The sequence below is a fragment of the Pseudoalteromonas sp. L1 genome (assembly GCF_021728095.1).
Lineage (GTDB): Bacteria > Pseudomonadota > Gammaproteobacteria > Enterobacterales > Alteromonadaceae > Pseudoalteromonas.
The window spans coordinates 561,989-588,312 of the sequence record NZ_JAKKCT010000001.1 but is presented as its reverse complement, the minus strand read 5'-3'; the positions used below and the strand labels follow the sequence as shown (position 1 = coordinate 588,312).

The 26,324-nt window shown below is 41.0% G+C and carries 18 protein-coding genes and 14 tRNA genes; 12 read left to right on the top strand and 20 right to left on the bottom strand.

Features of this window, described 5'->3' with window-relative positions; all coding sequences use genetic code 11:
• The first annotated feature begins 51 nt into the window (after positions 1-51).
• Entirely contained in the window at positions 52-1,959 is a 1,908-nt protein-coding gene (locus L3V38_RS02760) for an aminotransferase class V-fold PLP-dependent enzyme (protein WP_237118272.1), read from the top strand.
• A gap of 219 nt (positions 1,960-2,178) precedes the next feature.
• The gene (gene gloA / locus L3V38_RS02755; protein WP_130150690.1) at positions 2,179-2,577 is read left to right on the top strand and encodes a lactoylglutathione lyase; all 399 of its coding nucleotides are present in this window, start codon (positions 2,179-2,181) and stop codon (positions 2,575-2,577) included.
• 21 nt (positions 2,578-2,598) lie between these two features.
• Here the strand turns inward: gloA and L3V38_RS02750 are convergent, their stop codons facing one another.
• From L3V38_RS02750 to L3V38_RS02695, 12 genes are all read right to left on the bottom strand, one after another.
• Positions 2,599-4,830, bottom strand: a complete 2,232-nt coding sequence (locus L3V38_RS02750; RefSeq protein ID WP_237118271.1) for an ATP-binding protein — start codon at positions 4,828-4,830, stop codon at positions 2,599-2,601.
• On the bottom strand, positions 4,827-5,990 hold the full coding sequence (locus L3V38_RS02745) for an extracellular solute-binding protein (protein WP_237118270.1): 1,164 nt from the start codon (positions 5,988-5,990) through the stop codon (positions 4,827-4,829). The genes L3V38_RS02750 and L3V38_RS02745 overlap by 4 nt, the downstream gene beginning before the upstream one ends.
• Before the next feature lie 67 nt (positions 5,991-6,057).
• Positions 6,058-7,203 carry an ABC transporter permease gene (locus L3V38_RS02740; protein ID WP_237118754.1) on the bottom strand — a complete coding sequence of 382 codons (1,146 nt, stop codon included), beginning with the start codon at positions 7,201-7,203 and terminating at the stop codon, positions 6,058-6,060.
• A 5-nt stretch (positions 7,204-7,208) separates the two neighbouring features.
• Entirely contained in the window at positions 7,209-8,135 is a 927-nt protein-coding gene (locus tag L3V38_RS02735) for an ABC transporter ATP-binding protein (RefSeq protein WP_237118269.1), read from the bottom strand.
• On the bottom strand, positions 8,132-9,079 hold the full coding sequence (locus tag L3V38_RS02730) for an HlyD family efflux transporter periplasmic adaptor subunit (RefSeq protein WP_237118268.1): 948 nt from the start codon (positions 9,077-9,079) through the stop codon (positions 8,132-8,134). Before L3V38_RS02730 ends, L3V38_RS02735 begins: the two co-directional genes overlap by 4 nt.
• Before the next feature lie 220 nt (positions 9,080-9,299).
• A tRNA-Glu gene (locus L3V38_RS02725) sits at positions 9,300-9,375 on the bottom strand.
• Positions 9,376-9,633: 258 nt separating this feature from the next.
• A tRNA-Glu gene (locus L3V38_RS02720) sits at positions 9,634-9,709 on the bottom strand.
• A gap of 258 nt (positions 9,710-9,967) precedes the next feature.
• Positions 9,968-10,043 (bottom strand) — tRNA-Glu (locus tag L3V38_RS02715).
• Positions 10,044-10,120: 77 nt separating this feature from the next.
• Positions 10,121-10,196, bottom strand: a tRNA-Glu gene (locus tag L3V38_RS02710).
• 169 nt (positions 10,197-10,365) lie between these two features.
• Positions 10,366-10,441, bottom strand: a tRNA-Glu gene (locus L3V38_RS02705).
• Positions 10,442-10,570: 129 nt separating this feature from the next.
• Positions 10,571-10,646 (bottom strand) — tRNA-Glu (locus tag L3V38_RS02700).
• A gap of 39 nt (positions 10,647-10,685) precedes the next feature.
• A tRNA-Ala gene (locus tag L3V38_RS02695) sits at positions 10,686-10,761 on the bottom strand.
• 636 nt (positions 10,762-11,397) lie between these two features.
• Here L3V38_RS02695 and L3V38_RS02690 point away from each other — a divergent pair.
• The 10 genes from L3V38_RS02690 (at position 11,398) to L3V38_RS02645 (ending at position 17,432) form a co-directional block, all read left to right on the top strand.
• Positions 11,398-11,473 (top strand) — tRNA-Val (locus L3V38_RS02690).
• Positions 11,474-11,509: 36 nt separating this feature from the next.
• A tRNA-Val gene (locus L3V38_RS02685) sits at positions 11,510-11,585 on the top strand.
• A 67-nt stretch (positions 11,586-11,652) separates the two neighbouring features.
• A tRNA-Val gene (locus tag L3V38_RS02680) sits at positions 11,653-11,728 on the top strand.
• A 37-nt stretch (positions 11,729-11,765) separates the two neighbouring features.
• Positions 11,766-11,841, top strand: a tRNA-Val gene (locus L3V38_RS02675).
• A gap of 43 nt (positions 11,842-11,884) precedes the next feature.
• A tRNA-Val gene (locus L3V38_RS02670) sits at positions 11,885-11,960 on the top strand.
• 52 nt (positions 11,961-12,012) lie between these two features.
• Positions 12,013-12,088: transfer RNA gene (locus L3V38_RS02665), tRNA-Val, on the top strand.
• A 26-nt stretch (positions 12,089-12,114) separates the two neighbouring features.
• A tRNA-Val gene (locus L3V38_RS02660) sits at positions 12,115-12,190 on the top strand.
• A 273-nt stretch (positions 12,191-12,463) separates the two neighbouring features.
• Positions 12,464-14,098 carry a tetratricopeptide repeat-containing response regulator gene (locus L3V38_RS02655; protein ID WP_237118267.1) on the top strand — a complete coding sequence of 545 codons (1,635 nt, stop codon included), beginning with the start codon at positions 12,464-12,466 and terminating at the stop codon, positions 14,096-14,098.
• A 23-nt stretch (positions 14,099-14,121) separates the two neighbouring features.
• A complete protein-coding gene (locus L3V38_RS02650) occupies positions 14,122-15,486 on the top strand; it encodes an extracellular solute-binding protein (RefSeq protein ID WP_237118266.1) in 1,365 nt (454 codons plus the stop codon).
• A 74-nt stretch (positions 15,487-15,560) separates the two neighbouring features.
• Positions 15,561-17,432: an ATP-binding protein gene (locus tag L3V38_RS02645; protein ID WP_237118265.1), complete on the top strand. Its 1,872-nt coding sequence runs from the start codon at positions 15,561-15,563 to the stop codon at positions 17,430-17,432.
• Here the strand turns inward: L3V38_RS02645 and msrB are convergent.
• From msrB to L3V38_RS02605, 8 genes are all read right to left on the bottom strand, one after another.
• Positions 17,429-17,872, bottom strand: coding sequence for a peptide-methionine (R)-S-oxide reductase MsrB (gene msrB / locus L3V38_RS02640; protein WP_130150679.1), 444 nt, complete (start codon positions 17,870-17,872; stop codon positions 17,429-17,431). The genes L3V38_RS02645 and msrB overlap by 4 nt on opposite strands.
• 64 nt (positions 17,873-17,936) lie before the next feature.
• Entirely contained in the window at positions 17,937-18,380 is a 444-nt protein-coding gene (locus L3V38_RS02635; RefSeq protein ID WP_237118264.1) for a hypothetical protein, read from the bottom strand.
• Position 18,381: 1 nt separating this feature from the next.
• A complete protein-coding gene (locus L3V38_RS02630) occupies positions 18,382-18,873 on the bottom strand; it encodes a DUF2919 domain-containing protein (protein WP_130150677.1) in 492 nt (163 codons plus the stop codon).
• Entirely contained in the window at positions 18,873-19,217 is a 345-nt protein-coding gene (locus L3V38_RS02625; protein WP_062569962.1) for a DUF3392 family protein, read from the bottom strand. Before L3V38_RS02625 ends, L3V38_RS02630 begins: the two co-directional genes overlap by 1 nt.
• Positions 19,210-21,231 (bottom strand): NAD-dependent DNA ligase LigA, encoded by a 2,022-nt coding sequence (gene ligA / locus L3V38_RS02620; RefSeq protein WP_237118263.1) that lies wholly within the window; start codon positions 21,229-21,231, stop codon positions 19,210-19,212. Before ligA ends, L3V38_RS02625 begins: the two co-directional genes overlap by 8 nt.
• An 84-nt stretch (positions 21,232-21,315) precedes the next feature.
• Positions 21,316-22,056 carry a cell division protein ZipA gene (gene zipA, locus L3V38_RS02615; RefSeq protein ID WP_130150674.1) on the bottom strand — a complete coding sequence of 247 codons (741 nt, stop codon included), beginning with the start codon at positions 22,054-22,056 and terminating at the stop codon, positions 21,316-21,318.
• Between the two features lie 36 nt (positions 22,057-22,092).
• A complete protein-coding gene (locus L3V38_RS02610) occupies positions 22,093-25,494 on the bottom strand; it encodes an AAA family ATPase (protein WP_237118262.1) in 3,402 nt (1,133 codons plus the stop codon).
• A 60-nt stretch (positions 25,495-25,554) separates the two neighbouring features.
• Positions 25,555-26,286 (bottom strand): RNA methyltransferase, encoded by a 732-nt coding sequence (locus L3V38_RS02605; protein ID WP_130150672.1) that lies wholly within the window; start codon positions 26,284-26,286, stop codon positions 25,555-25,557.
• Positions 26,287-26,324: the final 38 nt, after the last annotated feature.

Genomic DNA, 26,324 nt, shown 5'->3' with positions numbered 1-26,324 from the left:
CAATCCTTTCGTTATGCTGTTGAGTAATGTGAAATTTTTATGAGAGTTGCTATGTTACCTTTACTTCGTATCTTGTTAATTGAGCAAGATCCTGCCACCTTGCAAGAGCTTTCAACGAACCTAGAAAAAACAATCCCTAATTTTGAGCGTAATGATGTAGATATCGACATTATTGAATGCAGTGAGCTCAAGCAAGCGTTGAAATGTGTAGAGGAAGATGGCGATATTCAAGCTGTGGTACTTAGTTGGGATGTACTGAACAATGGCGAGCGCACCTATAGTCGCTTTATCGAGCAATTAAAAGGCATACGCCTTGAGCTGCCTGTCTATGTTATCGGTGACGATACGAAAGGCTTGGAGATAGTCAACGAGTCAGAAGAAATTGAATCTTTCTTTTTTAAAGACGAGGTCATTTCAGACCCTGAAGCAATCTTGGGCTATATGATCAATGACTTTGATGACCGTTCAGAAACCCCATTTTGGACCGCTTACCGTCGTTATGTCGGTGAATCGAACGATTCATGGCACACACCTGGTCACAGTGGCGGCGCTAGCTTTAGAAACTCTCCGTATATTAAAGACTTTTATCAGTTTTATGGTCGTAATGTCTTTGTTGGCGACCTGTCGGTTTCTGTCGACTCGCTTGGCTCATTATCAGACAGCACCAACACCATAGGCCGCTCTCAAGAATCAGCAGCGGCGACTTTTGAAGTAAAACATACGTACTTTGTAACTAATGGCTCATCCACTTCAAATAAGATTATTTTGCAAACTTTACTGCGTAAAGGCGACAAGGTGATCATCGACCGAAACTGCCATAAATCAGTACATTACGGAATTTTGCAGTCGGCTAGTTTACCTATCTATTTGTCGAGTATTTTAAATCCTAAATATGGTATTTTCGCGCCCCCTTCACTGGCCGACATCAAACAAGCGATTGAACAAAACACCGATGCTAAATTATTGGTTTTAACTGGCTGTACCTACGATGGCCTGCTTAGCGATTTAAAACAAGTGGTTGAATTTGCACATCAGCACGGTATTAAAGTGTTTATCGACGAAGCGTGGTTTGCTTACTCGCTTTTTCATCCGAGTTTACGCCACTACTCAGCTATAAATGCTGGCGCAGACTATGTTACCCATTCGGCACATAAAGTAGTTTCAGCGTTCTCTCAGGCGTCTTACATTCATGTTAACGACCCTGATTTCGATGCCGATTTTTTCCGTGAGATCTACAGTATTTACGCCAGCACCTCGCCAAAATATCAACTCATTGCCTCGCTGGATGTATGCCAAAAACAATTAGAGATGGAAGGTTATAAATTACTGAATGCCCTGCTGAATCACGTTGCAGAATTTAAGCAGCAAATGGCTTCACTAAAACATATAAAAGTGCTCGATAAGCAAGATTTCATGGATATATTCCCACATTTTAGTGGCGATAACATGGGTCATGACCCCCTAAAAATTCTTATTGATATTAGTGAGTTACCTTATTCACTTAAAGATATTCATAAATTCCTGTTAGATGAAATAGGCCTTGAAATCGAAAAATACACACACAGCACCATTTTAGTTTTACTGACTCTTGGCGGCACGCGCTCGAAGATCATTCGCCTTTACAATGCGCTTAAGAAACTGGATAGCGGTAAAGTAAAACTTGCCACCTCAATGAGACGCGCTCGCTTACCAGAGAATCTGCCTGCTATAGACTTAGCCTGTATTCCAAGTGATGCGTTTTATGGCGAACGTGAATCTGTACCAATTAGTAAAAGTAACAACCGAATTTGTGCTGGATTAGTGACGCCTTACCCTCCCGGTATCCCACTTTTAGTACCAGGGCAGCATATCACTAATGAACATATCGAATACCTTAAAGAATTGGCGGGGCAGGGTCTGACAATTCAAGGGAGCTTTGATGGCGAAATTTATGTACTTAAAGGTAAAGTGAAAAGCTAAGCTTTCGCTTATACCGCGAATACCTCATTGTTATGCAGCAATACCTATTCATTGCTGCATAACTTCACCCTTTACGTATCAAACGCTTTACGCTTTGTCTCAATGTTACTGTTCAAGCAATCGAAATAACTTATAATCCATTTTTGAGAGTTTTAATACGCAGCCTTACTGCGTTATTAGAGTTGTGCGAATCTAAAGACAAGAAAGAGGATGCTTAAAATGCGCTTATTACACACAATGCTTCGCGTTGCTGATTTAGACAAATCAATTGAATTTTATACGCAGGTATTAGGTATGAAAGAACTGCGCCGTGCAGACAATGAAGAGTACCGCTACACCCTTGCTTTTGTCGGTTATGGTGACGAAAAAGATACAACTGTGCTTGAGCTTACTTATAACTGGGATACTGATAGCTATGATCTAGGTAATGCATATGGCCATATTGCTATCGAGTTTGATGACATTTATAAAGCATGCGACGACATTAAAGCTGCTGGCGGTAATGTTAGCCGTGAGCCAGGCCCTGTAAAAGGTGGCACAACTGAAATTGCTTTTGTTAAAGACCCTGATGGCTATGCAATTGAGCTTATTCAGAAAAAAGACAATAACGCGTTTTAATTGAAATGGCTATTTCTGCTGTTAATTTTGCTGAAATAGCCACTTTGCTAATGCTAGCTCCAATTCCTCAAAGTTAATTGGTTTAGCAATATGGTCACTGATCCCCATCGCAATGCTTTTATTTATATCCTCTTTCATTGCGTTCGCGCTGACAGCAATAATAGGTGTATTAAAACCCTTTTTATTTAGCAAAATCTTGCTTGCCGTTAAACCATCCATTACAGGCATTTGAATATCCATTAGGATTAAAGCGTACTCTTTATTTGATGCTTTCTCGCACGCTACTTGTCCGTTATCCGCAAGTTCATATTTAAGCCCTAATTGTGCTAAATATTTTGTAATCACAATTTGGTTAATAGGATTGTCTTCTGCAATTAGGAGTGGTTTTTCTACCACAGAAAAATCATTCCTTGACCTATCAGCCGTTTGCTCAGCTTGCTGTATATTAAGGCCTTCTAAAACTGTTTCAAAATCGACTTGAATTGTAAAAATAGTGCCCTTACCAAGCTCACTATTAATGTTTATTTCCCCTTCCATTAAGTCGATTAAGCCTTTGCTTATAGCAAGCCCAAGGCCTGTACCGCCATATTCTCTAGTTATATTGCTCTGAGCTTGAACAAAGGGGTTAAATAACGCGTTAATTTTATCTTCAGCAATACCTATACCGGTGTCTTTTACAGCAAATTCAACCCTTGTTTTTTCATTGCTTTGATGAACCACATTAAGTGATAAGGTGATTTCTCCTTGCTTTGTGAATTTTACTGCATTGGAGAGTAAGTTGATCAGCACTTGTTTAACACGTATCTCATCACACTCAACGGTTAAAATTTCAAGTTTATCGACATCAAGCCGACATACGATCCCTTTGGCATCACAACTAGGTTTAAACAATAAAATAAGATCATTGCACAGAGCGACTAAATCACATTGGCGCTGCTCAAGCTCAATTTTATTGGCTTCAATTTTCGAGAAGTCAAGAATGTCATTAATAACGGTTAGTAAAACATCACTGCAATTATTAATTTGCCTAACAAAGTCAGTTTGCTCTTGGCTTAACTCACTTTTATTTAGTAACTGCAAAAACCCTACAATCCCATTCATTGGCGTTCTAATTTCATGGCTCATGTTTGCCAAAAACTGACTTTTAACTTGCTCTGAGTGCTCTGCCCTAATTTTCTCTAATTGTAATGACGTAATTTGTATATCAATAGTTTCGGCCATACTATTGAGGGAATCTGCAATATCTTTAAACTCTTGATAGTGAAAGTTATTTTGAACTTGTTTGTAATTCCCTAACGCAAACTCCCGACTTATTGCTGCAATACGATTTAATGGATTATGCAGCCGCAGAGTTAACCAACGAACGAGAAGAAATGAGATTATAAACAACGTGATAATCAACCCTGCTGCCATCACAGCGGTTTGTTTGACCGCGGTTGTATAGGCTGATTCAGTTTCATTTATCTTAAAAAGTAAAGGGCTCAAGGCATTGTCAAATATCACACGATTAATAGTCGCTTCTGATGACAATTGAGCTTTATCTAAAGCATCCCCTAAGCTGTATAAGACTTGCTCTTTCACCTTCAACTGAACTTGCTTACCCGTTTGATAAAGAGGTTGTTCATTATGTTTCGCAAGCCACTTAACGGCCTCTGACAAAGGAATAAATGATACTAAGACACCTGTTTTTTTAATTGGCTCACTAAGTGAGTCTTGCTCATTTAACAGTGTTGAAGTAATCGCTAACAAGGCACTATGCTTTGTGTCTTGTTGAGTAAAAAGTTCATTAAGGTGTACGTTATCCAAAACTTGAATCGTGTTTTGATTATCTAGAATTTGGCTGTTTTCTAAAATTTGTTTGGTCAGTGAATAATTAAGTGTTAGCGATGTTATTGGGTAACCTTCGACTATAAAGCCTTGATTATCTATCACAATCGCAGCACTTATTTGCGGGTTAGTATTCACAAATCCCTGTAACTGCATGAGTGCAAACTGTGAATAAACTACTTTGTCAGGCAGTTCCGCAATTGCCTTTGTATTGCTAAGTACCTGGCTATTCTTTTCAAGTTTAAAAAATAATTGCTCTAAGCTTGCTGCGTTATTTCTTGCTTGCCATTGCAAACTGGTGTTTGCTTGCTCGATTGAATTTAAATAGAAACGCCCTATCATCAAAGCAGCAAGTATGAGTAATGGGGTGATAACAAGTAGTAACACACTAAAAAACAGTGCCCGACTAAAACGAGGGTTTTTCATTGCACCCCATCATTTGCAATTGAACGTTCAGCAAGGCCTTGCATAAATTGCCCCGTTTGTTCAGCTGTTAACGCTCCACTGCCAAAACGTGAAAAACCTTTATTAAGCACCTCCCAAACAATTATCATGGTTGCCGTTGAGGGCATAGGCTTTGTTTCTTTTAAAGCATCAACTAAAGTGCCAAATACAGTCCCTTGTTCGTTTTTAAGATGCTCTAACACCTCCATATTTACAGGTATATCACTAATTTCCTGCCAGATTAAGCGCTGAAAAGATGCTTCTTGAGCCAACTTAGCAAACTTACGTAAATTATCTTTATTTGGGCCATTAAGGCTATCGTTTGGAAAGGCAAGAACAAAGGTTGAATAGTAAGGTTGCATCACTCGCCCATTGAGAGAAGGCAAAGGTTGCACTGACAGATTTTCACCAAGTGCTTGCTGATAAGTGTTGAGTGCCCATGCTCCGTTAACAATAAACGCGGCTTTTTGTTGCTGAAATGCTTGATGAGAACACGCATAGTCACACTGACTATCAACAATGTCTCGCGCATTTAACCCCCAAACAAAACGTAGCGCATCATGCATAGAAGGTGTGTTAAGTTGAGCTTGGCCGTCAGCTATCAAATTACCTTCAAAAGCACTTAAAAATGGAATAAACCAATACATTTCCATGAAACTCCACGTTATTAATTTTACGTGGCTTGGCAATGTAGGTTTCAATTTTTCAATATCTTGCCAATCGGTAACAGGAGATTTTATAAATTTAGAGTTATAAAAAAGTAGCAGGTGGTTACCTTGTATTATAGGAATGCCGATTAGCTTTCCTGACACCCTTGCTGTATCTAAAGTTCGTTTATCTGTTGTTTGAGCGATTAAAGAAGTAGGGATCTCACTAAAGTTAGCATACTCACTAAGCCCTAGGTGATCTGCGGGTACAATAATAACATCAGTCATGTTAGAAGTATGTGCATTTTGCACCAAGCGCACTTTTAACGCTTTTTGATCAACTAAAACTGAGTGAATTGTCAAACCACTTTGCTCTGCAAGCTTACCGAACAACTGACTAAAGTTTTCATGCTTCATTGTATGAGCTAAATTAATGGTTTTTGCATGACTATTAAATACTGCAAATAATAACAATCCCCAAACTACTTGCTGCACGCTGAAATCTACTTTACAAAAGATAAAATTATCTTTAGTTAAGCACAATTGTTAAAAATTGCCTAGTTTAATCAAGGGTTTTCTTAAACCGGAAGGCAGCAACCGCTAAACCAAAAAACGTGAAAGCTGTTAGCCAAAGTAAATCGCTGCTCATACTTATTAAATTGACATCTTTTAACACTATTCCTCTTATTAACCTTAAATAGTGAGTTGCAGGTAAGCACTCAGCAAGCCACTGGGCCACCTTTGGCATGCCTTCATAAGGAAATACAAAGCCCGACAATAAAATCGAGGGTAACAGAATGAAAATTGTCATTTGCATTGCTTGAAGCTGGTTTTTAGCGATGGTCGAAAGTACTAAGCCAAGCACTAAACTGGCACATATAAAAGCAAAGGTTGCGACAACCAATGCGACTAAACCACCTCCAAAAGGAATATGAAACAAAAGCTTACCCATACCTAATATAATAAATAACTGAATAAAACCAATGAAGATATAAGGCACCACTTTACCAATCATTAATTCAAGTGAGCTTAACGGTAAGGTGATTAAAAGCTCCATATTACCTCGCTCTTGTTCTTTAACAATGGCAGCAGAAGTAAACATAATCATCGTCATGGTTAAAATAACAGCAGCTAAACCTGGCACAATATTCACCGCTGAGCGTTGCTCTGGGTTATAAAATAAGGTCGTCTCAAAGGTTGGATACGTTCTATTCGCAGGCTTATCGAGAAGCTCTGCAAGCGGCATATTGCGCAGCGATTTTATGCTCGACGCTACCATTGTATCTGAGCCATCCACTAACCAATGTGCAATTGGCCTGACCAACAACTCATTACTGCCATCAGGCAAACCAAAACCAACGGTTGGGTGCTGAGCAAGTCGGTTTGCCACATCGTGGGGTATAAACAGCACAGCACGCACTTTCGCACTGGCGATTGCTGTTTGTGCCTGCTCTATACTGTCGTAATAATCCGTCACTTTAACTACATTTGTCGCCGATACTGTTTGTACTAAAATGCGACTGAGGGCGGTTTGGCTATGATCGACCACAGCAACAGGGATATCTTTAACGTTGGTGTTAATTGCGTAACCAAATAGAATCAGTTGGATAAGGGGGATCATCACCACCATCGCAAATGTCATTCTATCGCGGCGTAATTGTAATAATTCTTTGCTTACAATTGCTTTTATCCGGCTTAATGAAGTCATAATATTCATTGTCTGCCCTGCCCTGTACAGGTGACAAACACGTCTTCAAGGCTTGGACGCACACTATTTACTTGCCACGTATCCTGACAGAATGATTGCTGTTTTATGAACTCAACGGGGTCTTGAACATCTTTTTTCACTAATACTCGCAGCTGTGCACCTAACTGAGTTGCCGAGATAACATGGTCGATTGTTGCGAGTTGTTTTTTTAATTCTCTGGTTTGCGCCCCTGCGATCTCTACAACATGAGCGTGCATGTCTGTCATTAATTGCTTTGGAGAGCCATCCGCGCGTTTAATACCAGATTCTAAAATGGCTAAACGATGACAACGCTCAGCTTCATCCATGTAATGAGTGGTGACTAATATCGTGGTACCGGCATTACTTAAATCAAACAGTGTTTCCCAAAAATCACGGCGATTTTGTGGATCGACTGCCGATGTTGGTTCATCAAGAAATAAAATTTTCGGTTTATTAATCACTGCAGCAGCCAATGCTAAGCGCTGCCGTTGGCCCCCACTCATACTTCCGGCCATTTGATCGACTCTTTGATCAAGACCATAGGTATGGAGCAATTCGTCAATTCTTTGTTGTTTTTGCTGCTTTTTAAACGGGTAAAGCGCCGCCATGAACTTTAAGTTTTCAAGTACGGTCAAGTCACTATAAAGTGAAAACTTTTGCGTCATATAACCGAGTTGTGTTCTGAGCTTTTCAGCATCTTTTGGCAGACTCAAGCCAAGCACATTGACATCACCTGAGGTTGGCTTCAATAGCCCCGTAAGCATACGGATTGCAGTCGTCTTACCACAGCCATTAGGGCCCAAAAAGCCATAAATTTGCCCTTGCTCAACGTCTAGATCAAGGTTATCAATCGCTTTTAAATCGCCAAATTGTTTTACCAAACTTTTGGCATGGATCACCGATTCAGTCATGGCATAATCACTTGAGCAGGTACGCCTGTCGGTAAATTATTTTCACTTGTGGGTAGTGTTACCTCAGCAAGATACATTAATCGCGCACGTTCTTCCTGATTAAGGGCATAAAAAGGCGTGAACGCTGGCTCTGTGGCAATCCAGGTCAGTTCACCCTGAATATCTTTATCTATGCCATCGACACGAACCGTAAGTGTCATGCCCTGATTAAGCTTGGCACGATATGGTTCAGGGATATATACGCGCGCGTATGGTGCGCTGTTTGCTTGAATTATAACGACTGGGCTGCCTTTGGTAACTCGCTCACCTACGTGCCACGGTAAATTATCGACCCTGCCAGCACGCATCGCTTTAATTGTCAGATCTGAGAGGTATTTTTGCTGTACTTTTAGTTCTGCTTCTGCCGCCTGAACTTGCGCTTTAGCACTATTAATATCTTCAACGCGAGAACCATTTGTTAACTCATTTAAGTTCTGCTTTGCTGATTCTAAATTAGCGAAAGTCTCATCTCGTGCAGCGGTTGCACTGTCTAAGGTTTCTTGGCTTGCGAGTTTATCTTTAACTAAGGTTTTTGCACGGCGAAAATTAGCTTCGCTTTGCGTATATGCAGCATTAGCTGCTGCTACTTTGGCTGATGCGGCAGCAACTTCTTCGGGGCGAGCACCATTCAAGGTTTTATCAAGAAATGCAGTGGCTTGAGCTAATTGAGCTTGTGCTTTAGCAACAATCGCTTGTTGTAGTTCGGCATCGAACTTTGCAATCACCTGCCCTTTTTCGACCAACTGGCCTGCTGAGACGGGTAAATCGATCAGTATTTCGTTAGTCGTTGCAGGATGGATCACACGCTCACGCTCAAGCGTTCCTAGCGCTACCCCCTCATTTGAGTCTGAGCAAGCAGTAATGACTAAAGAAATTAGTATGAGTACAACACGTTTAGCTAACATTTTAATTTCCTTATGGTTAGCTGATGAGTTGCTAAATATTATAAAGTATTAGAATGATCTGTAAAAGTGATCTGTAAGAATTAAAAAATTCGGAGTGTAAAAAGTTATGCTCTGAATATAAATTAGAGTATGAGTGGTTTTAATTTGAAAAAATAATCTTCTCGTTGAAGATAGATTATGAAGGATAATCTTGATAACACGTTAACTTACTTAAAGTAAGTGGCGTCCCCAAGGGGATTCGAACCCCTGTTACCGCCGTGAAAGGGCGGTGTCCTAGGCCTCTAGACGATGGGGACGCAGAAATTGGTTTGCAAATCACTGATTTGCTATTTCTGCGTGAGATGAGACCGAGCCTGCGAGGCGAATGGCCTTAGCTTAAACAGAAAGTTTCTGTGTCACTAGGACAACTGAATAGTTAGACTCGATTCAGACGAGCTTTTAATAACACAACACTTTTAATAAGTGGCGTCCCCAAGAGATTCGTACTCTTGATAACGTCGTGCATAGATTGCGCGGTGTTCACCGCCCCACTACACATAACCTACTTGAATAAGTGGCGTCCCCAAGGGGATTCGAACCCCTGTTACCGCCGTGAAAGGGCGGTGTCCTAGGCCTCTAGACGATGGGGACGCAGAAATTGGTTTGCAAATCACTGATTTGCTATTTCTGCGTAAGATGAGACCGAGCCTGCGAGGCGAATGGCCTTAGCTTAAACAGAAAGTTTCTGTGTCACTAGGACAACTGAATAGTTAGACTCGATTCAGACGAGCTTTTAATAACACAACACTTTTAGTAAGTGGCGTCCCCAAGAGATTCGTACTCTTGATAACGTCGTGCATAGATTGCGCGGTGTTCACCGCCCCACTACACATAACCTACTTAGATAAGTGGCGTCCCCAAGGGGATTCGAACCCCTGTTACCGCCGTGAAAGGGCGGTGTCCTAGGCCTCTAGACGATGGGGACACAAAATGTGTCACTAGGACAACTGAATAGTTAAACTCGATTCAGACGAGCTTTTAATAACACAACACTTTAGTAAGTGGCGTCCCCAAGGGGATTCGAACCCCTGTTACCGCCGTGAAAGGGCGGTGTCCTAGGCCTCTAGACGATGGGGACACAAAATGTGTCACTAGGACAACTGAATAGTTAGACTCGATTCAGACGAGTTTTTAATAACACAGTACTTAAAGTAAGTGGTGTCCCCAAGAGATTCGTACTCTTGATAACGTCGTGCATAGATTGCGCGGTGTTCACCGCCCCACTATACATAAACTACTTAAATAAGTGGCGTCCCCAAGGGGATTCGAACCCCTGTTACCGCCGTGAAAGGGCGGTGTCCTAGGCCTCTAGACGATGGGGACACAAAATGTGTCACTAGGACATTAAATGATAGTTTGACTCATATCGGAGTTAAGGTTACTAAAATAACACGCAAGTACTCGAGACTAACATATTTATTTTATTGGCATTGCTCACTTACTTAGAGTAAGTGGCGTCCCCAAGGGGATTCGAACCCCTGTTACCGCCGTGAAAGGGCGGTGTCCTAGGCCTCTAGACGATGGGGACGCAGAAAACTGCAACCCTAGGACAAACACTATGCAAATCTGGTGGAGCTATGCGGGATCGAACCGCAGACCTCTTCGCTGCCAGCGAAGCGCTCTCCCAGCTGAGCTATAGCCCCGACTTGCATATACACTACCAATTAACCTTGGCTGTGTATCGCTGAGTGCGGGGCGCATTCTATGCAGCCCCCCAAATAAAGTCAACTGTTTTTTATCGATGTTTATTTAAATGATTTAAATTTCAACAAGCTGACTAAATAACAGTCCATCGAGAAGATATTTTAAACACTTTGACAAACATCGATACCTTTTCATGATCAATGCATGAGTTTGCATTGTCGATGCTCTTACTCGTCTTATAAAAGGTATACATTTATATGCAAAATAAGATTAAGAAAATATAGCCGTTAAAATAGCACTCTCCCCTACTGGGCTGCTTAACACTTTTAATGCAGCTTAAATTATCTGGTTTCAGAGCCCTCACTATTTTTTATAATTTGGGCAAACTAGCTATAACCGAGCGATCTTTTCGTATATATAAAAAGTAAACTATAAAGTTGATCTTTTTATTGCTTACTTAGCATCTAATAAATAACTAAAACTGTGCAATTGTTCATCAAAACACACACAAAGCCCATGTGATTGTTTATAAAAGCTGCACCTAACACATTTTTACTCATTCAAGTGTTGACACATTTACAACTCTATCTATAATAGCGCCCCACAACAACGCAGCAATGAGTTGTTTTAGATATGGGTCGTTAGCTCAGTTGGGAGAGCATCGCCCTTACAAGGCGAGGGTCACTGGTTCAAGTCCAGTACGACCCACCATTATTCCCTAATGGTGTTCATATCTAAATTCTTAATGGGTCGTTAGCTCAGTTGGGAGAGCATCGCCCTTACAAGGCGAGGGTCACTGGTTCAAGTCCAGTACGACCCACCATTTACTTTCTCTTTATAAAGAAAGTCTCGGTGGTCCTTTCATTAAGAAAATATGCTGTATGTAATATGGGTCGTTAGCTCAGTTGGGAGAGCATCGCCCTTACAAGGCGAGGGTCACTGGTTCAAGTCCAGTACGACCCACCATTTTTAAAGTGGTGTTTCATATTACAAAGATCTAAATGGGTCGTTAGCTCAGTTGGGAGAGCATCGCCCTTACAAGGCGAGGGTCACTGGTTCAAGTCCAGTACGACCCACCATTAAACAAACTTTGATGGTGTTTTCATTTAGATTATTCTTCGCGGGTCGTTAGCTCAGTTGGGAGAGCATCGCCCTTACAAGGCGAGGGTCACTGGTTCAAGTCCAGTACGACCCACCATTTACTTTTTAAAGAAAAAAGTTAAAAATGGTAGCGAAGAAAAAGATTATATGGGTCGTTAGCTCAGTTGGGAGAGCATCGCCCTTACAAGGCGAGGGTCACTGGTTCAAGTCCAGTACGACCCACCATTTAATCTAAAACAAAATTTATATGTGGGTCGTTAGCTCAGTTGGGAGAGCATCGCCCTTACAAGGCGAGGGTCACTGGTTCAAGTCCAGTACGACCCACCACATATAAACACTTCTTTAAATACTTCCTTATTTTGTTTCTAAATTAAAAAGCATCGCCACTCTTTACAAAACACAGGCTCGATAGTTCGGCTCCAGTACGACCTAACACATATAAACATTTAACAGCTTTTCAATACCTGAAATTTAAATACTGAATTAAGCCATTATTTAGCATGAATTATCAGTCCTAATTATACTAAACCTGCAAATTGCCTTGTCAGCAGCTAGACTGTTTATTATAGTCACCTTTAATATCACTCGGTCGCAAGTCCAATGCCTACAAAGATTTTTTCGAAAGCTAAAATATTAATAGTGGAAGAGCAGCCGCTAGCTCAAAGCTATATGAAACAATCTCTTGAAGGGTTAGGTTTTCGTCAACTTCGCTTTGCTGAACACGCAATAGCTGCCAAGGAGCAATGCCAAGTTGAACAGTTTGATTTAATTGTTTGCTCATTTAATTTAAGCAAACACCAAGATGGTTATCAGCTTTATGAAGAGCTAAAAGTAAAACGTTATATTAAAAGCTCAACTGGGTTTATTTTTATTTCAGCAGAGACAAGCGGCTCATTAGTTCATAGTGTATTAGAACTACAGCCCGATGACTTTCTTGTTAAACCATACACAATTTACGAACTCAAAAACCGTATCGAAAAAGTACTCATGCGTAAATACCATTTACAACGTGTGTACCAACTAATTGACGACGATAACGACTCTAAAGCAATTAAGCACATAGACGAGCTATTACAAAATAAGAGTAATACTTATAGTGCTATTTTGTTACGGTTAAAGGGTAATGCCCTACTCCGCTTAAAGCGTAATGAAGATGCAAAAGCTTTCTTCAAGTCAGTACTCAATATTCAAAAATTTACATGGGCTAAAGTGGGCTTAGTTGAAGCGCTTATCGCGAATAACGAACATATTCTCGCTCAGCGTATGCTCAAAACGATGTTACAACGCAATGAAACTCGCTTAGTCGCACTCGATTTACTCGGTCGCTTGGAGGTTAAACTAAACCAATTTGACGAGGCTCAAGCTTTCTTCAGTCAGGCTGTTAATATTGCTCCCCGTAATATTTCTCGCCAAAAAGCACTCAGTCACGTTTCCTTGCTTAATCATGATTATGAGAAAAATTACCTAACACAAAAAGACATTGCCAATTACGCGAAACACTCTATTCATGATCACCCTGATGTTTATTTAAATGCCGCACGCGCAGGCATCGACTTTGCGCTTACGACAGATCAAAGCGATCAAGTTAATCGTATCTCAAGGCAAACTAATCAGTATTTAAATGATTTAAAGCAGCAGTTTCCGAACAGTAATAACCAAACTCAAATTGATGTTTTAAATGCACGATTACACTACTTAAAAGATGAACATCAAAAAGCAAAAGCACTGATTGAACAGCTTGATGAAAGTGATACGCAAATTCGCTCTGTCGACGGAGCACTTGATAAAGCAAAAGCTTTTCACGAACTTGGCTTTCATAACAAAGCACAAATGCTTTTTAATCAAATAATTACTCATTGCGAGCGACACCCAACTGTCAGCGACCCTGTTTATGTACGCTATATTCAACAGCAACAAACAGAGCGTCGTGACATCAAAATGGGTCCGAAAGAATTAAACAATCACGCTGTTTCGCATTTTAATAAAGGTCAGCTCAATGTTGCACTCGAAGCATTTACACAAGCTTTTAGAGTCATGCCTAAAAATGCCAGCATTGCGCTAAATCTATTACAGTGTTTATTTGATAACAATGGACAAGGTCAATCCTTCAACCTTGTACTTGCCAAAAAATGCTACCGCTTGCTAAGTAAGCACACGCTTGAAGATGAGCAAGCCGCGCGTTTTGAAAAAATAAAAGCCCGCGCAGCAAAAATGAACCTACAGCTTACTGATTAAAAACTGATTTACAGGGGCTTCTTTTGAAAACGTATTTAAAACACTTTCTTTTTTTAATCACTTTACTGGGCGGTATTAATACGAGTGCCTCATCAGAGCTACAACACTGGCAACAAGCAAAGATCAATTGGCAAAGTGAAGCTGGTAGCCATATAAACATATTAGCTGATGAGCAGCCTGCTTTTATGGCTTTAAAGCCTTATATTCCTCTATTCGAGAAACTAACTGGTATTTCTGTCGGCTTTCACCCACTTGAGCAATCTCAAATGCGTATTAGACGCCACCAAGATTTAAGTGAAGGACTTGGTTTATATGATGTTCACCCAATGGGAATTACTTTTTTAGGTGAAGCACAAAGTCATGGCTGGATTGAGCCCTTAGCACCCTATTTAGAAAATCCACTAATTACCGATAAGAGTTGGTATCAATTAGAGGATATTAGTGAACGAAGTCTTGCGCTCTGCCGCATTAATGGCGCACTGTATTCACTTCCTTTTGATTTTTCTGCGCCAATTTATTTTTATCGAAAAGACTTATTTACACGTTTCAATCTTAAAGTCCCCGATACGTATGCAGATCTATTAAAAACAAAAGTTGCATTACAACGCGCTATTGATACTGATCCTCAATTAAAGGGTATGCACGCATTTGCCTCTCGCACCTTACCTGGTGCAGGGTTAAACACATGGACTATTTTACCTATTATGCGCGCTTACGGTGCACAAGTAATCAATGAACATGGGGAATCAGAGTTTGATAGCCCTGAAACAGAAGATGCCTTAAAGATGTATCGCAATTTAGTAACTGGCTATGGCACACCAGACAATAGCCGGCTTTTACATTTTTATGAGTTGCGAAACCAGTTTAAGCAAGGAAAGCTCGCATCCGCTTTTTTAGCCTCACATTTCTACAATGAAATTGATACAGCGGAAGAATCCGATATTTGGAATAAATGGGAAGCTGCCCCTTTACCAGCGGGCCCTGTTGCGCGAGAAACCTCTCCTTGGGCTTGGGCGTTTACAATTAATGCTCATTCAAATAATAAAACAGCTGCGTGGTTATTCATTCAATGGGCGACAAGTGAACAAACAGCCTCATTATTAAGTACTGGCGGCTCGCCCCCACGAAAAAAAGTATGGCACGAAAAACTGTTCACTCTTGTCAACAAACCTGGCTTTAATAACACTATGTTATGGGTATTTGATCACGCCACACCAGATCGCTTACAAGCAGGCATGGTTGAATTTCCGGTTATCGGAAAAGTCATTTCATATACATTTAGTCAAATCTTTTATGGTGCAGATATTAAAGAATCAATAAAAGCCACCCATGCTAAAATTAACGCCGATATGAAGCAGTTAACATCAAACAGAGCGGTTCAACAATGAGAGTCAGTATTGCTCATAAAATTTTGATGATTATAGGTTTTACCATCACTCTAATTTTGGGGGTGAGCACTTCTATGCATGTAGTTGAGTTAAAAGAACAGACTTTACTGAATATGAGTGAGAAAGCCGATGCGATCGTTTCACCTATGCTCTCAGAAATCGACAATTTAACGACCGATAACACCATTGGCAGTTGGGTTTTAAAGATTCAGGGGATCACGTTAAAGAACATCTTAAAAAACAATACATTCGATGATCTTCAAACTATTTATTTTATTGATCAAAATAACTTTATTGCAGCTCACCCCGACACATCTAAAATTGATACGCTAGAAACAAATCAAGTAATACTCAAGCAACTTAAGCCAAATCAAAATACCATCGTGCCTTTAGATCAGCAATACGCTGTTGCCGTACCCATTGATAACCATCAAGGTGAGAATATAGGTTACGTTATTGTGACCTTTACAGACAAAGACTTGGCCCTAAAAACAAAATCAATCATTAGTAATGCAATATCTTTATTTGCAATTTACCTACTTGCTGCGATGATCATTGCCTATATCATCATCAGGCGAATTATCTTACAGCCTGTAGAGCAACTTGTAGAGTTTTCTCATGCTGTTACCACAGGTGATTTAAACTGCCCTATCAATATTAAAAGCCAAGATGAAATTGGTACCCTAGCAAGTGGCTTTAAGATGATGCGCGCAGCGGTAAGGCAGCAGATCAACAGCATGCATGAACAACACAGTCAATTAGAAGAAACCATCGCTAAGCGCACACAAGAATATATTGATGCGAAGGAGCAAGCTGAACAATCTAATCAAGCCAAAAGCCGCTTTTTAGCAAATATGTCACATGAGTTAAGAACACCACTCAATGCGGTGCTTGGGTTTAGCCAATTACTACAAGACAGTGAAACAGACAAAAACAAGCGTCGCTACTTAGAAGCAATATCAATTTCAGGTAGTTCACTACTCAATGTTCTTAATGATATTCTTGATTTGTCAAAAATTGATGCTGGAAAAATGCAACTTGATATAGATCGCGTCGAGATCCCGACTATCTGTCATGAATTAAACATGATGTTTTTGCAATTAAGTGCCCAAAAAGATCTCGACTTTAAAGTGACAGCTCACCCTGGCTTCAAAACACCCGTATTACTTGATAGCAATAAAGTACGCCAAGTACTGACAAACTTAATCAGTAATGCGATTAAGTTTACCTCACAAGGGTGTGTCGATGTGTATTTCGACTTCAAGCCTCATGATGATGAAAGTCATATCGATATTGCTATTCATGTTAAAGACACGGGCAAAGGCATTCCTAAAGATCAGCAAGATTTAATCTTTAATGACTTCGAACAAGTTCAAGGTCAGCGCAGTTCAGAGTTTGGGGGAACAGGCCTTGGATTAGCAATTTCACTACGTTTTATTAAATTAATGGGTGGCGAGTTATCGGTATTGAGTGAAAAAGATAAAGGCAGTGAGTTTATTGTATCAATTCCTAATGTTGAACTTGCGGAATCAATGGCCGAGGTAGAGCATCGTAACTACCCTGCTATTTCAAGCTACCACTTCAACCCTGCGCGTATTTTAATTGTCGACGATATCCCCTACAACAGAGACTATTTAGAGTCATTTTTATCACGTTGGAGTTTTACTATAGATACCGCTATAAATGGAGAAGACGCACTTAAAAAGGTAGAACAACAGCAACCGGATTTAATAATCATGGATTTAAAAATGCCAGTAATGGGTGGGCTAGAAGCATGTCAGTTAATTCGTAGTGACGACCGTTTTAAACACATTCCAATTATCGCAGTAACCGCATCCTCGTTAAAAGATGAAAAGGCACAATCGAATATTCTAACTGACTATATAATCAGTAAACCAATATACCGAGAGCACCTTATCTTTATTATTGCCCAGTACTTAGATTAGTCGCATTTTTTCATGGCAATAGCATTCATACAATAACGAAGGCCGCTCGGTGCTGGGCCATCAGGAAAAACATGGCCTAAGTGCGCATCGCACACATTACAAACCGCTTCTATACGTTGCATTGCGTGGCTGTTATCCACAATATAAGCAATACTTTCTTTACTGCTTGGTTGCGTAAATGAAGGCCAACCAGTACCACTGTCAAATTTTTCATCTGCGTCAAACAGCAAATTATCACAGCATACACAAGCGTATTTACCAGGTTCGAATAAAGTACATGAATCGGAGCTGTGTGGGCGCTCTGTTCCTTTTAAACGTGTCACATAAAAGGTGTGTTCATCTAACTGTGACTGCCACTCAGAGGCGCTCTTTTCGACTCTGCGCGGCGGAGTCGGATTACCAGTTTGTGCGAACGTTAATATATCTTGCCAAGTTAACATAAGGCCCCCTCAAGATTTAAAGTATGCCAAGACACTACATCAAAAAGCTAAGGCTCGGCAAGCCTTAAGATGTTATTGTAATTTTCTGCCGTTCACGCGCTGATAAAATGATATGAAGATGTGAAATTATCTCAGCCTTAGAGACACTCAGTACCGCATGCAACCGTTGTGAGTTAATGTCTTCGATAACAATACTTCCCTCACAGACACTGATTGTTTTGATTTGCCCTATTAACACAAATTCGGCTTTACGTTTAAAATCAAATAATCCCGCTAGACTTATTAAAGCAAGCTGATTAACATCTCGCTTGATTAACTCTTCAACTGGGTTTCTGTTTTTAAATAAAGGAGTAACTCGGTACAACGCAGAGCTTGTTATCACACACCAAAAAATAACAAACAATGAAAAAAGAGCACTATTCCACAGTGGTGTGACAAGCCATAAAAGCAGTAAAACGAGCGCAATTGCCACTGAAATTTTAGCTAATAGCTTATTAACACGAAGCATTTTATTCTCCTTTTTTAATAATTGGATCTGGCCAATCATTAAAAAATACGCTGAGGTAACGACTTTTCAGTAAGTACAACAACACCCATAATACAATTACCATTTGACACGCTAGAAACAATGAAAATTGATAATGACTATGCGCTGCTTGATATGTAAGCCAGCCTAGATCAATGATTGCACATAAAATTAATGGCCAACGCATAAAACGCCATATGCTTGCGAGTCGCTTTGCGCTATCAGGGTTGTCTTGTGGTCGTCTTAAACAAAATATAACAGCAGGTAATAAAGCAATGGCCGCAATACCGATAGAAAAAAAGAAATCAGACTTACTGCTAAAAAATAACGACATAATATCTAAATCAGGACGACGACTCAGCGCCGCCATAATCCAAATAAAGTAACTGCGTAAAAGTACTAATAAAGATAAATGAAAAGCTATAGGCGTTCTATATGCTCCGTATTTATCCCAATATTCAGGCCCATAACGCATTACAGTTGGTTCTTTCTATCAGCGATAATACCCAATACTAAAAAGGCAGCTGTGAGTGTCAAAGCCAACCATTTTACACCCAACAGCATAAGCAGCTTGCTCAAGTAAGGGGTAATAAATACAACCAATAACCCCATACCGAACCCTGTGACTAACACAAAACACAGAATACGTATAATGAAGTGACGACGTGCCACAAAACGCTTTGTTATTTTAATGATATCGTCCGCATAGAGAGATAAAAAACAAACCACTAACAATAACGAAATATTATATAAGTGAGGCTGCAACCAATGACCTAGAGTTAATGCAAGCGACGACATTGCCTGTAAAAAACTATCCATTGTGTTCACCTAGTAATGCGATTAAATCGGCTTCAGTTAAAATATCAATTCCTAAATCTTGTGCTTTAGTCAGTTTAGAACCGGCTTTCTCACCAGCAATTAACGCATCTGTTTTTGCTGAGACACTTCCCGATACTTTTGCACCTAATGCCTGTAAACGCGCTTTTGCATCATTACGGTTAAGTTCACTTAGCGTACCTGTTAGTACATAAGTCAGCCCTGCTAATGGCTGCGCATCTTCACTTGGAGCACTCAACGCAGGCCAATGAATGCCCTGCTCTATAAGTGCATTAACAACGTCCATATTATGCTCTTCAGTGAAGAAACCACGTACATGTTTGGCAACAATCTCACCAACATCACTGACCTCAGTCAATGCATCAACGCTTGCTTGAGTTATTTTCTCTAGGGTTAAAAAGTGGTTTGCTAAGTTTTGTGCTGTCGCCTCACCCACTTCGCGAATACCTAATGAATATAGAAACTTGGCTAATGTTGTCTGTTTAGCGTCTTGCAATGCGTTAACTAAATTCTTAGCAGACTTAGGTCCCATACGCTCAAGTGATTCAAAATGACCCTGCTTAAGGATAAATAAATCAGCAGGCGTTTTAATCAGTTCACGGTCAACTAACTGGTCAACAATTTTGTCACCTAAGCCATCGACATCAAGCGCTTTACGTGACGCAAAATGCTTAATTGCTTGCTTACGCTGCGCTTGGCAAACTAAACCACCTGTACAACGAGCTACCGCTTCGCCTTCAATACGCTCCACATGCGAATCACAAATTGGGCAAGTAGCTGGAAATTCAATCTCTTTGGCATCGTCAGGGCGACGTTCAAGGACAACTTGGGTAATTTGCGGAATAACATCACCGGCACGACGAATAATCACGGTATCGCCAATTTTGACGCCCAATCGGGCAATTTCGTCACCGTTATGTAAGGTTGCGTTAGACACAGTGACGCCACCTACAAAAACGGGCTCCAAACGAGCAACGGGGGTAATTGCACCGGTGCGGCCTACTTGAAACTCAACATCGAGCAGTTTAGTTACTTCTTCTTGGGCAGGAAATTTAAAAGCAATTGCCCAGCGTGGTGCACGTGCAACAAAGCCTAAACGCTCTTGTAGTTTTTTATCGTTTACTTTGATCACCACGCCGTCAATTTCGTATTTTAATTGTTCGCGACGAACTAAAATATCTTGATAATAGTCGAGCGCGGCCTGTTGACCTTCAACCAGCTTTGTTTCTGGGCAAAGTGGTAAGCCCCAATCCGTCAACTTAGCAAGTTGTTGGTAATGATCTTCCGGTAACTGACCATCAGCAACCAAACCTGTGCTGTAGGCATAGAACATTAATGGGCGTTTTGCTGTTACTTTAGAATCTAGTTGGCGTAAGCTTCCTGCCGCTGCATTACGAGGGTTAACAAATACTTTTTCACCACGCTTTTGAGCTTCAGTATTAAGCTTTATAAACCCAGCGGTATCCATAAATACTTCACCGCGAACCTCAAGCTCTGCAGGAATATCATCACCACGTAACTTAAGCGGCACATTTCGAATCGTTTTTACGTTCTGGGTAATATTTTCACCGACCATGCCATCGCCGCGAGTGGCTGCTTGTACAAGCACGCCATTGCGATAAATAATTGATACGGCTAAACCGTCAAGTTTTGGCTCACAACAAAATGTCAGCTCGTTATTATTCATAACACGTTCTTTAATTCGGCGATTAAAGGCTGCAAATTCTTCCTCAGAAAATGCGTTATCAAGTGACAACATAGGTACTCGGTGCGTTACTTGCTCAAATTTATCAAGTGCTGCACCACCCACCTTCTGGGTAGGTGAATCAGGACTTTGAAATTCTGGATTCGCTTGCTCAAGCGCACTTAGCTCACGCATTAAACGGTCGTATTCTGCATCAGGAATACTGGGTGCATCCAGCACATAGTAATTATGGTTGTGCTCTTCTAACTGGGCACGTAATTGAGTAATTTGCTCAAAGATAGGGCTGGACATGAAAACCTCAAAAATCTACATAAAAAAGCCACTTAAACGAGTCATCGCCAAGTGGCCTAAAATACAAAAAATGTGCAACGACTATTATGCTGAAAAGCTTCTTACTTTCTCAACATACTCTCTCACACTGTCAACCGTCATTTCTTCACGGTTGCTATTTAAAATAGTTGCACCAAATTCATCAGCAAGTTTTTTAGCTGCGCTGTGCAACATATTAAAGGCACTTAAGCCATCGCCTTCACATGGTAAGGTCATAAATAAGCTTACCCCTGCGGTACTAAATTGTTCCATATTATCAATATCGAATGTACCAGGGTTATACATGTTCACTAATCGGAACAACACAGGCCCCGTACCCGCAGGGTCTAGGTGACGATTAAAGAAGCCTTCTTCTGAATATTTGAAGCCAAGCATATTAACAGCAGGTAGCAATTGGCTGCCTTCCATCGATAAACCTTCAGGCATTTGCAAGTGAACAATAATAAAGTCAGTTGGTTGCACTTCTTGTTGCGGCTCATCAGTCACAGATTCAACCTCTGATGGCTGCTCTTCTTCGACTGGCTGCTGTTCGATTTCAGGCTCAAGCTCGCGCTGCTCATTCTCAGCACTAAAGCTTAAATCACCAAATTCAGGTTCATCGCGTTCTTGAACAACAGGCTCTGGTGTATCTTCGACACTTGGCGTCGGTTCGTTAGGTTCTACCCGATCTTGCTGCGTAACCTCTGGATTGTCTTTTTTCCGTACAGACCAAAGTCCGTGTATTAATAAACCACCAATCACAAACACACTGATTACGATTAAAGCCCATCTTAATTCTTCGGCCATCCCCTCACCTTTATTATTTGATCTGCCTAACTAAATTTATGCATGTGCCATTTGCACTGCTTGTTCAATATCTACAGCAACCATCCGAGAAACACCGGGTTCAGCCATAGTTACACCAGTCAATCTGCCTGCCATTTCCATGGCAATTTTATTATGACTAATATAAATAAATTGCACCGATTGTGACATCTCTTCTACCAAACGGCAAAAACGACCCACGTTCGCATCATCCAATGGCGCATCCACTTCATCTAGCATACAGAATGGAGCTGGATTGAGCCTGAATATTGAAAACACCAATGATAATGCGGTCAGCGCTTTTTCTCCACCACTAAGCAGGTGAATTGTCGAATTTTTCTTGCCTGGTGGCCTTGCCATGATGCTCACCCCACTTTCCAGTAGATCATCACTGGTCAATTCAAGGTAAGCACTACCACCACCAAACACTTTGGGGAATAACTCCCCAAAGTCAGTGTTTACTTGTTCAAACGTCGCCTTGAAACGATTTTTTGTTTCTCGGTCGATTTTTTGAATCGCCCCTTCCAGGGTATTTAATGCTTGTGTTAAGTCATCAAGCTGCTGATTTAAATAATCGCTACGTTGTTTAGCCTGCTCAAACTCATCTATTGCCGCTAAGTTCACCGCGCCAAGCTCATTTAAAGCTTGCGTGGTTTTTGTAAGCAAAGTTTGCATGCTATTTAAATTGGCATTGTCAGGCAGTTCTTCAAGTACTGTTTTTAAATTTTGTTGCAGTTCTTCAAGTGGCTCTAAAGCCGCTTGTGCTTTAACGATTAAACTTTGCTCATCCAGTGCCAATGCTTGCAGCTGCTCTTGCAACGTCACCAACTCAGATTGCGATGATTTCAGCGCTGTTTGCTTATCAGCAAGCTCCTTTTTAGCTTGACTCAAGGCCGCTTGCAAGTTTTTCAGCTCAACGTCACTTTGTTGATGCTTTTCAAGCAATAGCATAATTTGCTCTGCTACTTCTTCAAGCGGAATCACTAGCTCTTCTAGTTGCTCGGTGAGCTCTAATACAGCTTCACTAGCCGCACTTTGGGCGGCATTAGCATGCTGAAGTTTGGTTTCGCTAAGTTGACACTCACTGCGAGCTTTTTGTTCGGCCAAATTTGCTTGATGTGCTTGCGTTTTATATTGCTCAAGCTGAGAAGCCACTTGGCGATAGTTGTTATTTGCCTCAGTTTGTTGATGTTTCGCCTGCTCTAACTCAGTTTCAAGTTCTAACTGCTGCTCTAACAATTGCTCAAGTAAAGTCTGCTGCGTTTGTTGCTGTTCGTCGGCATTTTGCTTTTGCTCAGCCAGTAACGTTTGACGCTGTTGTAACTTAACAAGCTGGTTTTGCCACTGGGTTTGCTGCTCTAGCAACATATCGCGGCGAGTACTGGCCGATGCAATCTGCTGAGCCGCTTGGTGAATTCGTTCTCTGTATTGCTCTTTATCGGCGGTGAGCGTTTTTTTATGTGCTAGATGCTCATTTAACAGTTGCTGCTTGGTTTCTAATTGCTCGTTGAGCTCTTCATCTAACTGCTGTGCATCGCTAAGCTGAGCATGCTTTAAAAGCAAAGAATTGTCGGTGTCTTTATTAGCATCGGTATGAAAGTTACGACCATGTATACAGCCTTCTTCATCAATCACTGCCAGCCAATATGGATCCGCTAAAATAGCGTCATCAAAACTAGGTTGAAAAGCAAACCGTGCTAATAAGTCAGGGTAAGCACCCGATTCGATATAATTAGCTAATGACTCTTTTGGTAACTCAACACCATTCGATGCAGGCCAAACACTATTCGGCTCTTTATGTTGACTGACCTTAAGATGCTCAAGGCCAAGTAGGGCTTGCTCAACTAACGGCTCAAAACCAGAAGCCACTTTTAACTGCGCTAATAAAGAGACACTTTCGCTGTCGGTTTGCTCTGATAGCAAAGAATTAAGCGCAGCTATGCTGGCTTTGTTTTCATTACTGTGTTGTTGAACCCGCTTTAAATCCTGCTCTAAGTGCTGTTGCTCTTTATCCGCTTGTTCTAGGTTTTGAGTGAGCTTATTCAGCGCACTTTGTTGCTGCGCAAGCTCTTTCGTCAGTGTTTGAATATGCTGTTGTTGCTCAGCAATTTGCGCTGCAACTGGGGTCGCTTCTAGCTCACTAATTTCAGCGGCAAGTTGTGTCTGCTGGGTTTCAAGTTGTGCAAGACTCAGGGCAAAGTGAGCCTGTTGACTCTTTGCAACAGTAATATCACTACTATGAGCTTGATTTTTCTGTAAGGTGCTTTGATATTGCTCATTGGCACTTTGCGTTTGTTGCTGCTGTAGAGCGACTTGCTCTTCAACCTCTGCAACTTGCTCAGCGCACAACAAACTTTGCTCAATCGCGTCTTGAAGCAGCTCTTGTAAAATAGCAGCTGAAGCATGTTGCTCTTCTTGCAGCTCTTTATTCTGTAACTGCAATTGTTGCTGTTTGATAAGGTTTTGGCTAAGTGTTTGCTGTTGCTGCTTTAAACTAATCTGTTGCTGTTCTTTGCGGGTTAAGTCTGTATGAGTTTGATGCTGAGCTTGCTGGGCATCTTGCAGTTTCTGCTGCTCAAGTTGCACCTGATTTTCAAGACTTGCTAAAACATCATCGTGGCCAGAATGCGCTTCTCTAAAGAACTGAATTTGCTCTTTAAGTTTATTGATTTGCTCAGCTTTATCAATTTGTTGTTGGTGTAACTTCTGCCACTTCAAAACCGCAATTTGCCCTTTTAAGGTACGTTCTGTGGCTTTTAGCTCTCGGTATTTTTTTGCATCGACTGATTGCACTGCAAGCTTATCGAGCTGTGTTTGCAACTCTTGCCTTACATCAAGCAATCGTTCAAGGTTTTCGCGGGTGCTTTTAATGCGGGTTTGCGTTTCACGACGACGCTCTTTGTATTTCGAAACTCCCGCAGCTTCTTCTAAGAACACACGCAAATCAGCCGGTTTGCTCTCTATTAAACGCGAGATCATGCCCTGTTCAATAATCGCATAACTGCGCGGGCCAAGACCTGTGCCTAAAAAGATATCGGTAATATCACGCTTACGGCATTTGCTGCCATTTAGAAAATAAATTGACTGACCATCTCGGGTCACTAAGCGTTTGATCGCCACTTGGTTTCGATCAGCAAAGGTATTCGGTAAATGGCCACTGGTGTTATCAAACACCAACTCAACAGAGGCTTGTGAAATAGGTTTTCGATTAGTTGAGCCGTTAAAAATAACATCGGTCATGGCATCGCCACGTAAGTTTTTAGCTGAGCTTTCACCTAGCACCCAACGCACTGCATCGATGACGTTTGATTTGCCACAGCCGTTCGGGCCGACAACACAGGTCATCTGATCAGGGAATGGGATCTTAGTGGGTTCAACAAACGATTTGAAACCCGCTAATTTTATGGTGCTTAAGCGCATCTAACTGTTTTACCGATTTTTATTGTTATTCTTCAATTTAACCCATTTTAGGGTAAAAGGTTAAGCGTGGCGCTTAAAATTATCTAAAATAATACCCGTTGCCATCGCTACATTAAGCGATTCTGCTTGGCCATAAGCCGGAATAGTGATTTTATCAGTAACTAAGCTTTCGCAATCAGCACGAATACCATGGGATTCACTGCCCATGAGTAATACGGCATCTTGCTTGAGAGCAGTTTTGTGAATGTTCTCACCTTCTAAAAATGCACCATACACAGGAAGGTTTAAACTAGGTAAGTAACTGGTTAAGTCGGTTTGTGTGACACACACGCGAGCAAATGAACCCATGGTTGCGCTGATGGTTTTAGGGTTATAAGCATCCGCACTGTCTGTGCTGGTAACAATATGCTTAATACCATACCAATCAGCAACTCGAATAATCGTTCCTAAATTCCCCGGGTCCGACACGCCATCAAGGGCTAAAATAAGTCCCGATGTTGGTAATGCTTGCTGACTTGGCATATCAACAACAGCAATGGCGGCGTTGTTACTAACAAGTGTACTGGCTTTAGTTAGGCTGTCTTCATCTGCTTCAATGACTTGATGGGCTGCAAGCGCTGTTTTATGCGCAGAAATAAATGCAGGAGTCGCAAAAATATGAGCAATACTTAAACCACTGTTTAGTAATTCAAGTACATTTTTTTCGCCTTGTACAAGGTACTGATTGTATTGCTTACGGTATTTCTTTTGACCTAATGCACGAATTAGTTTCAGTTGGTTTTTTGAAATCATAACAGCCTCATAAAATGATGGTTTAGTATATCAGATTC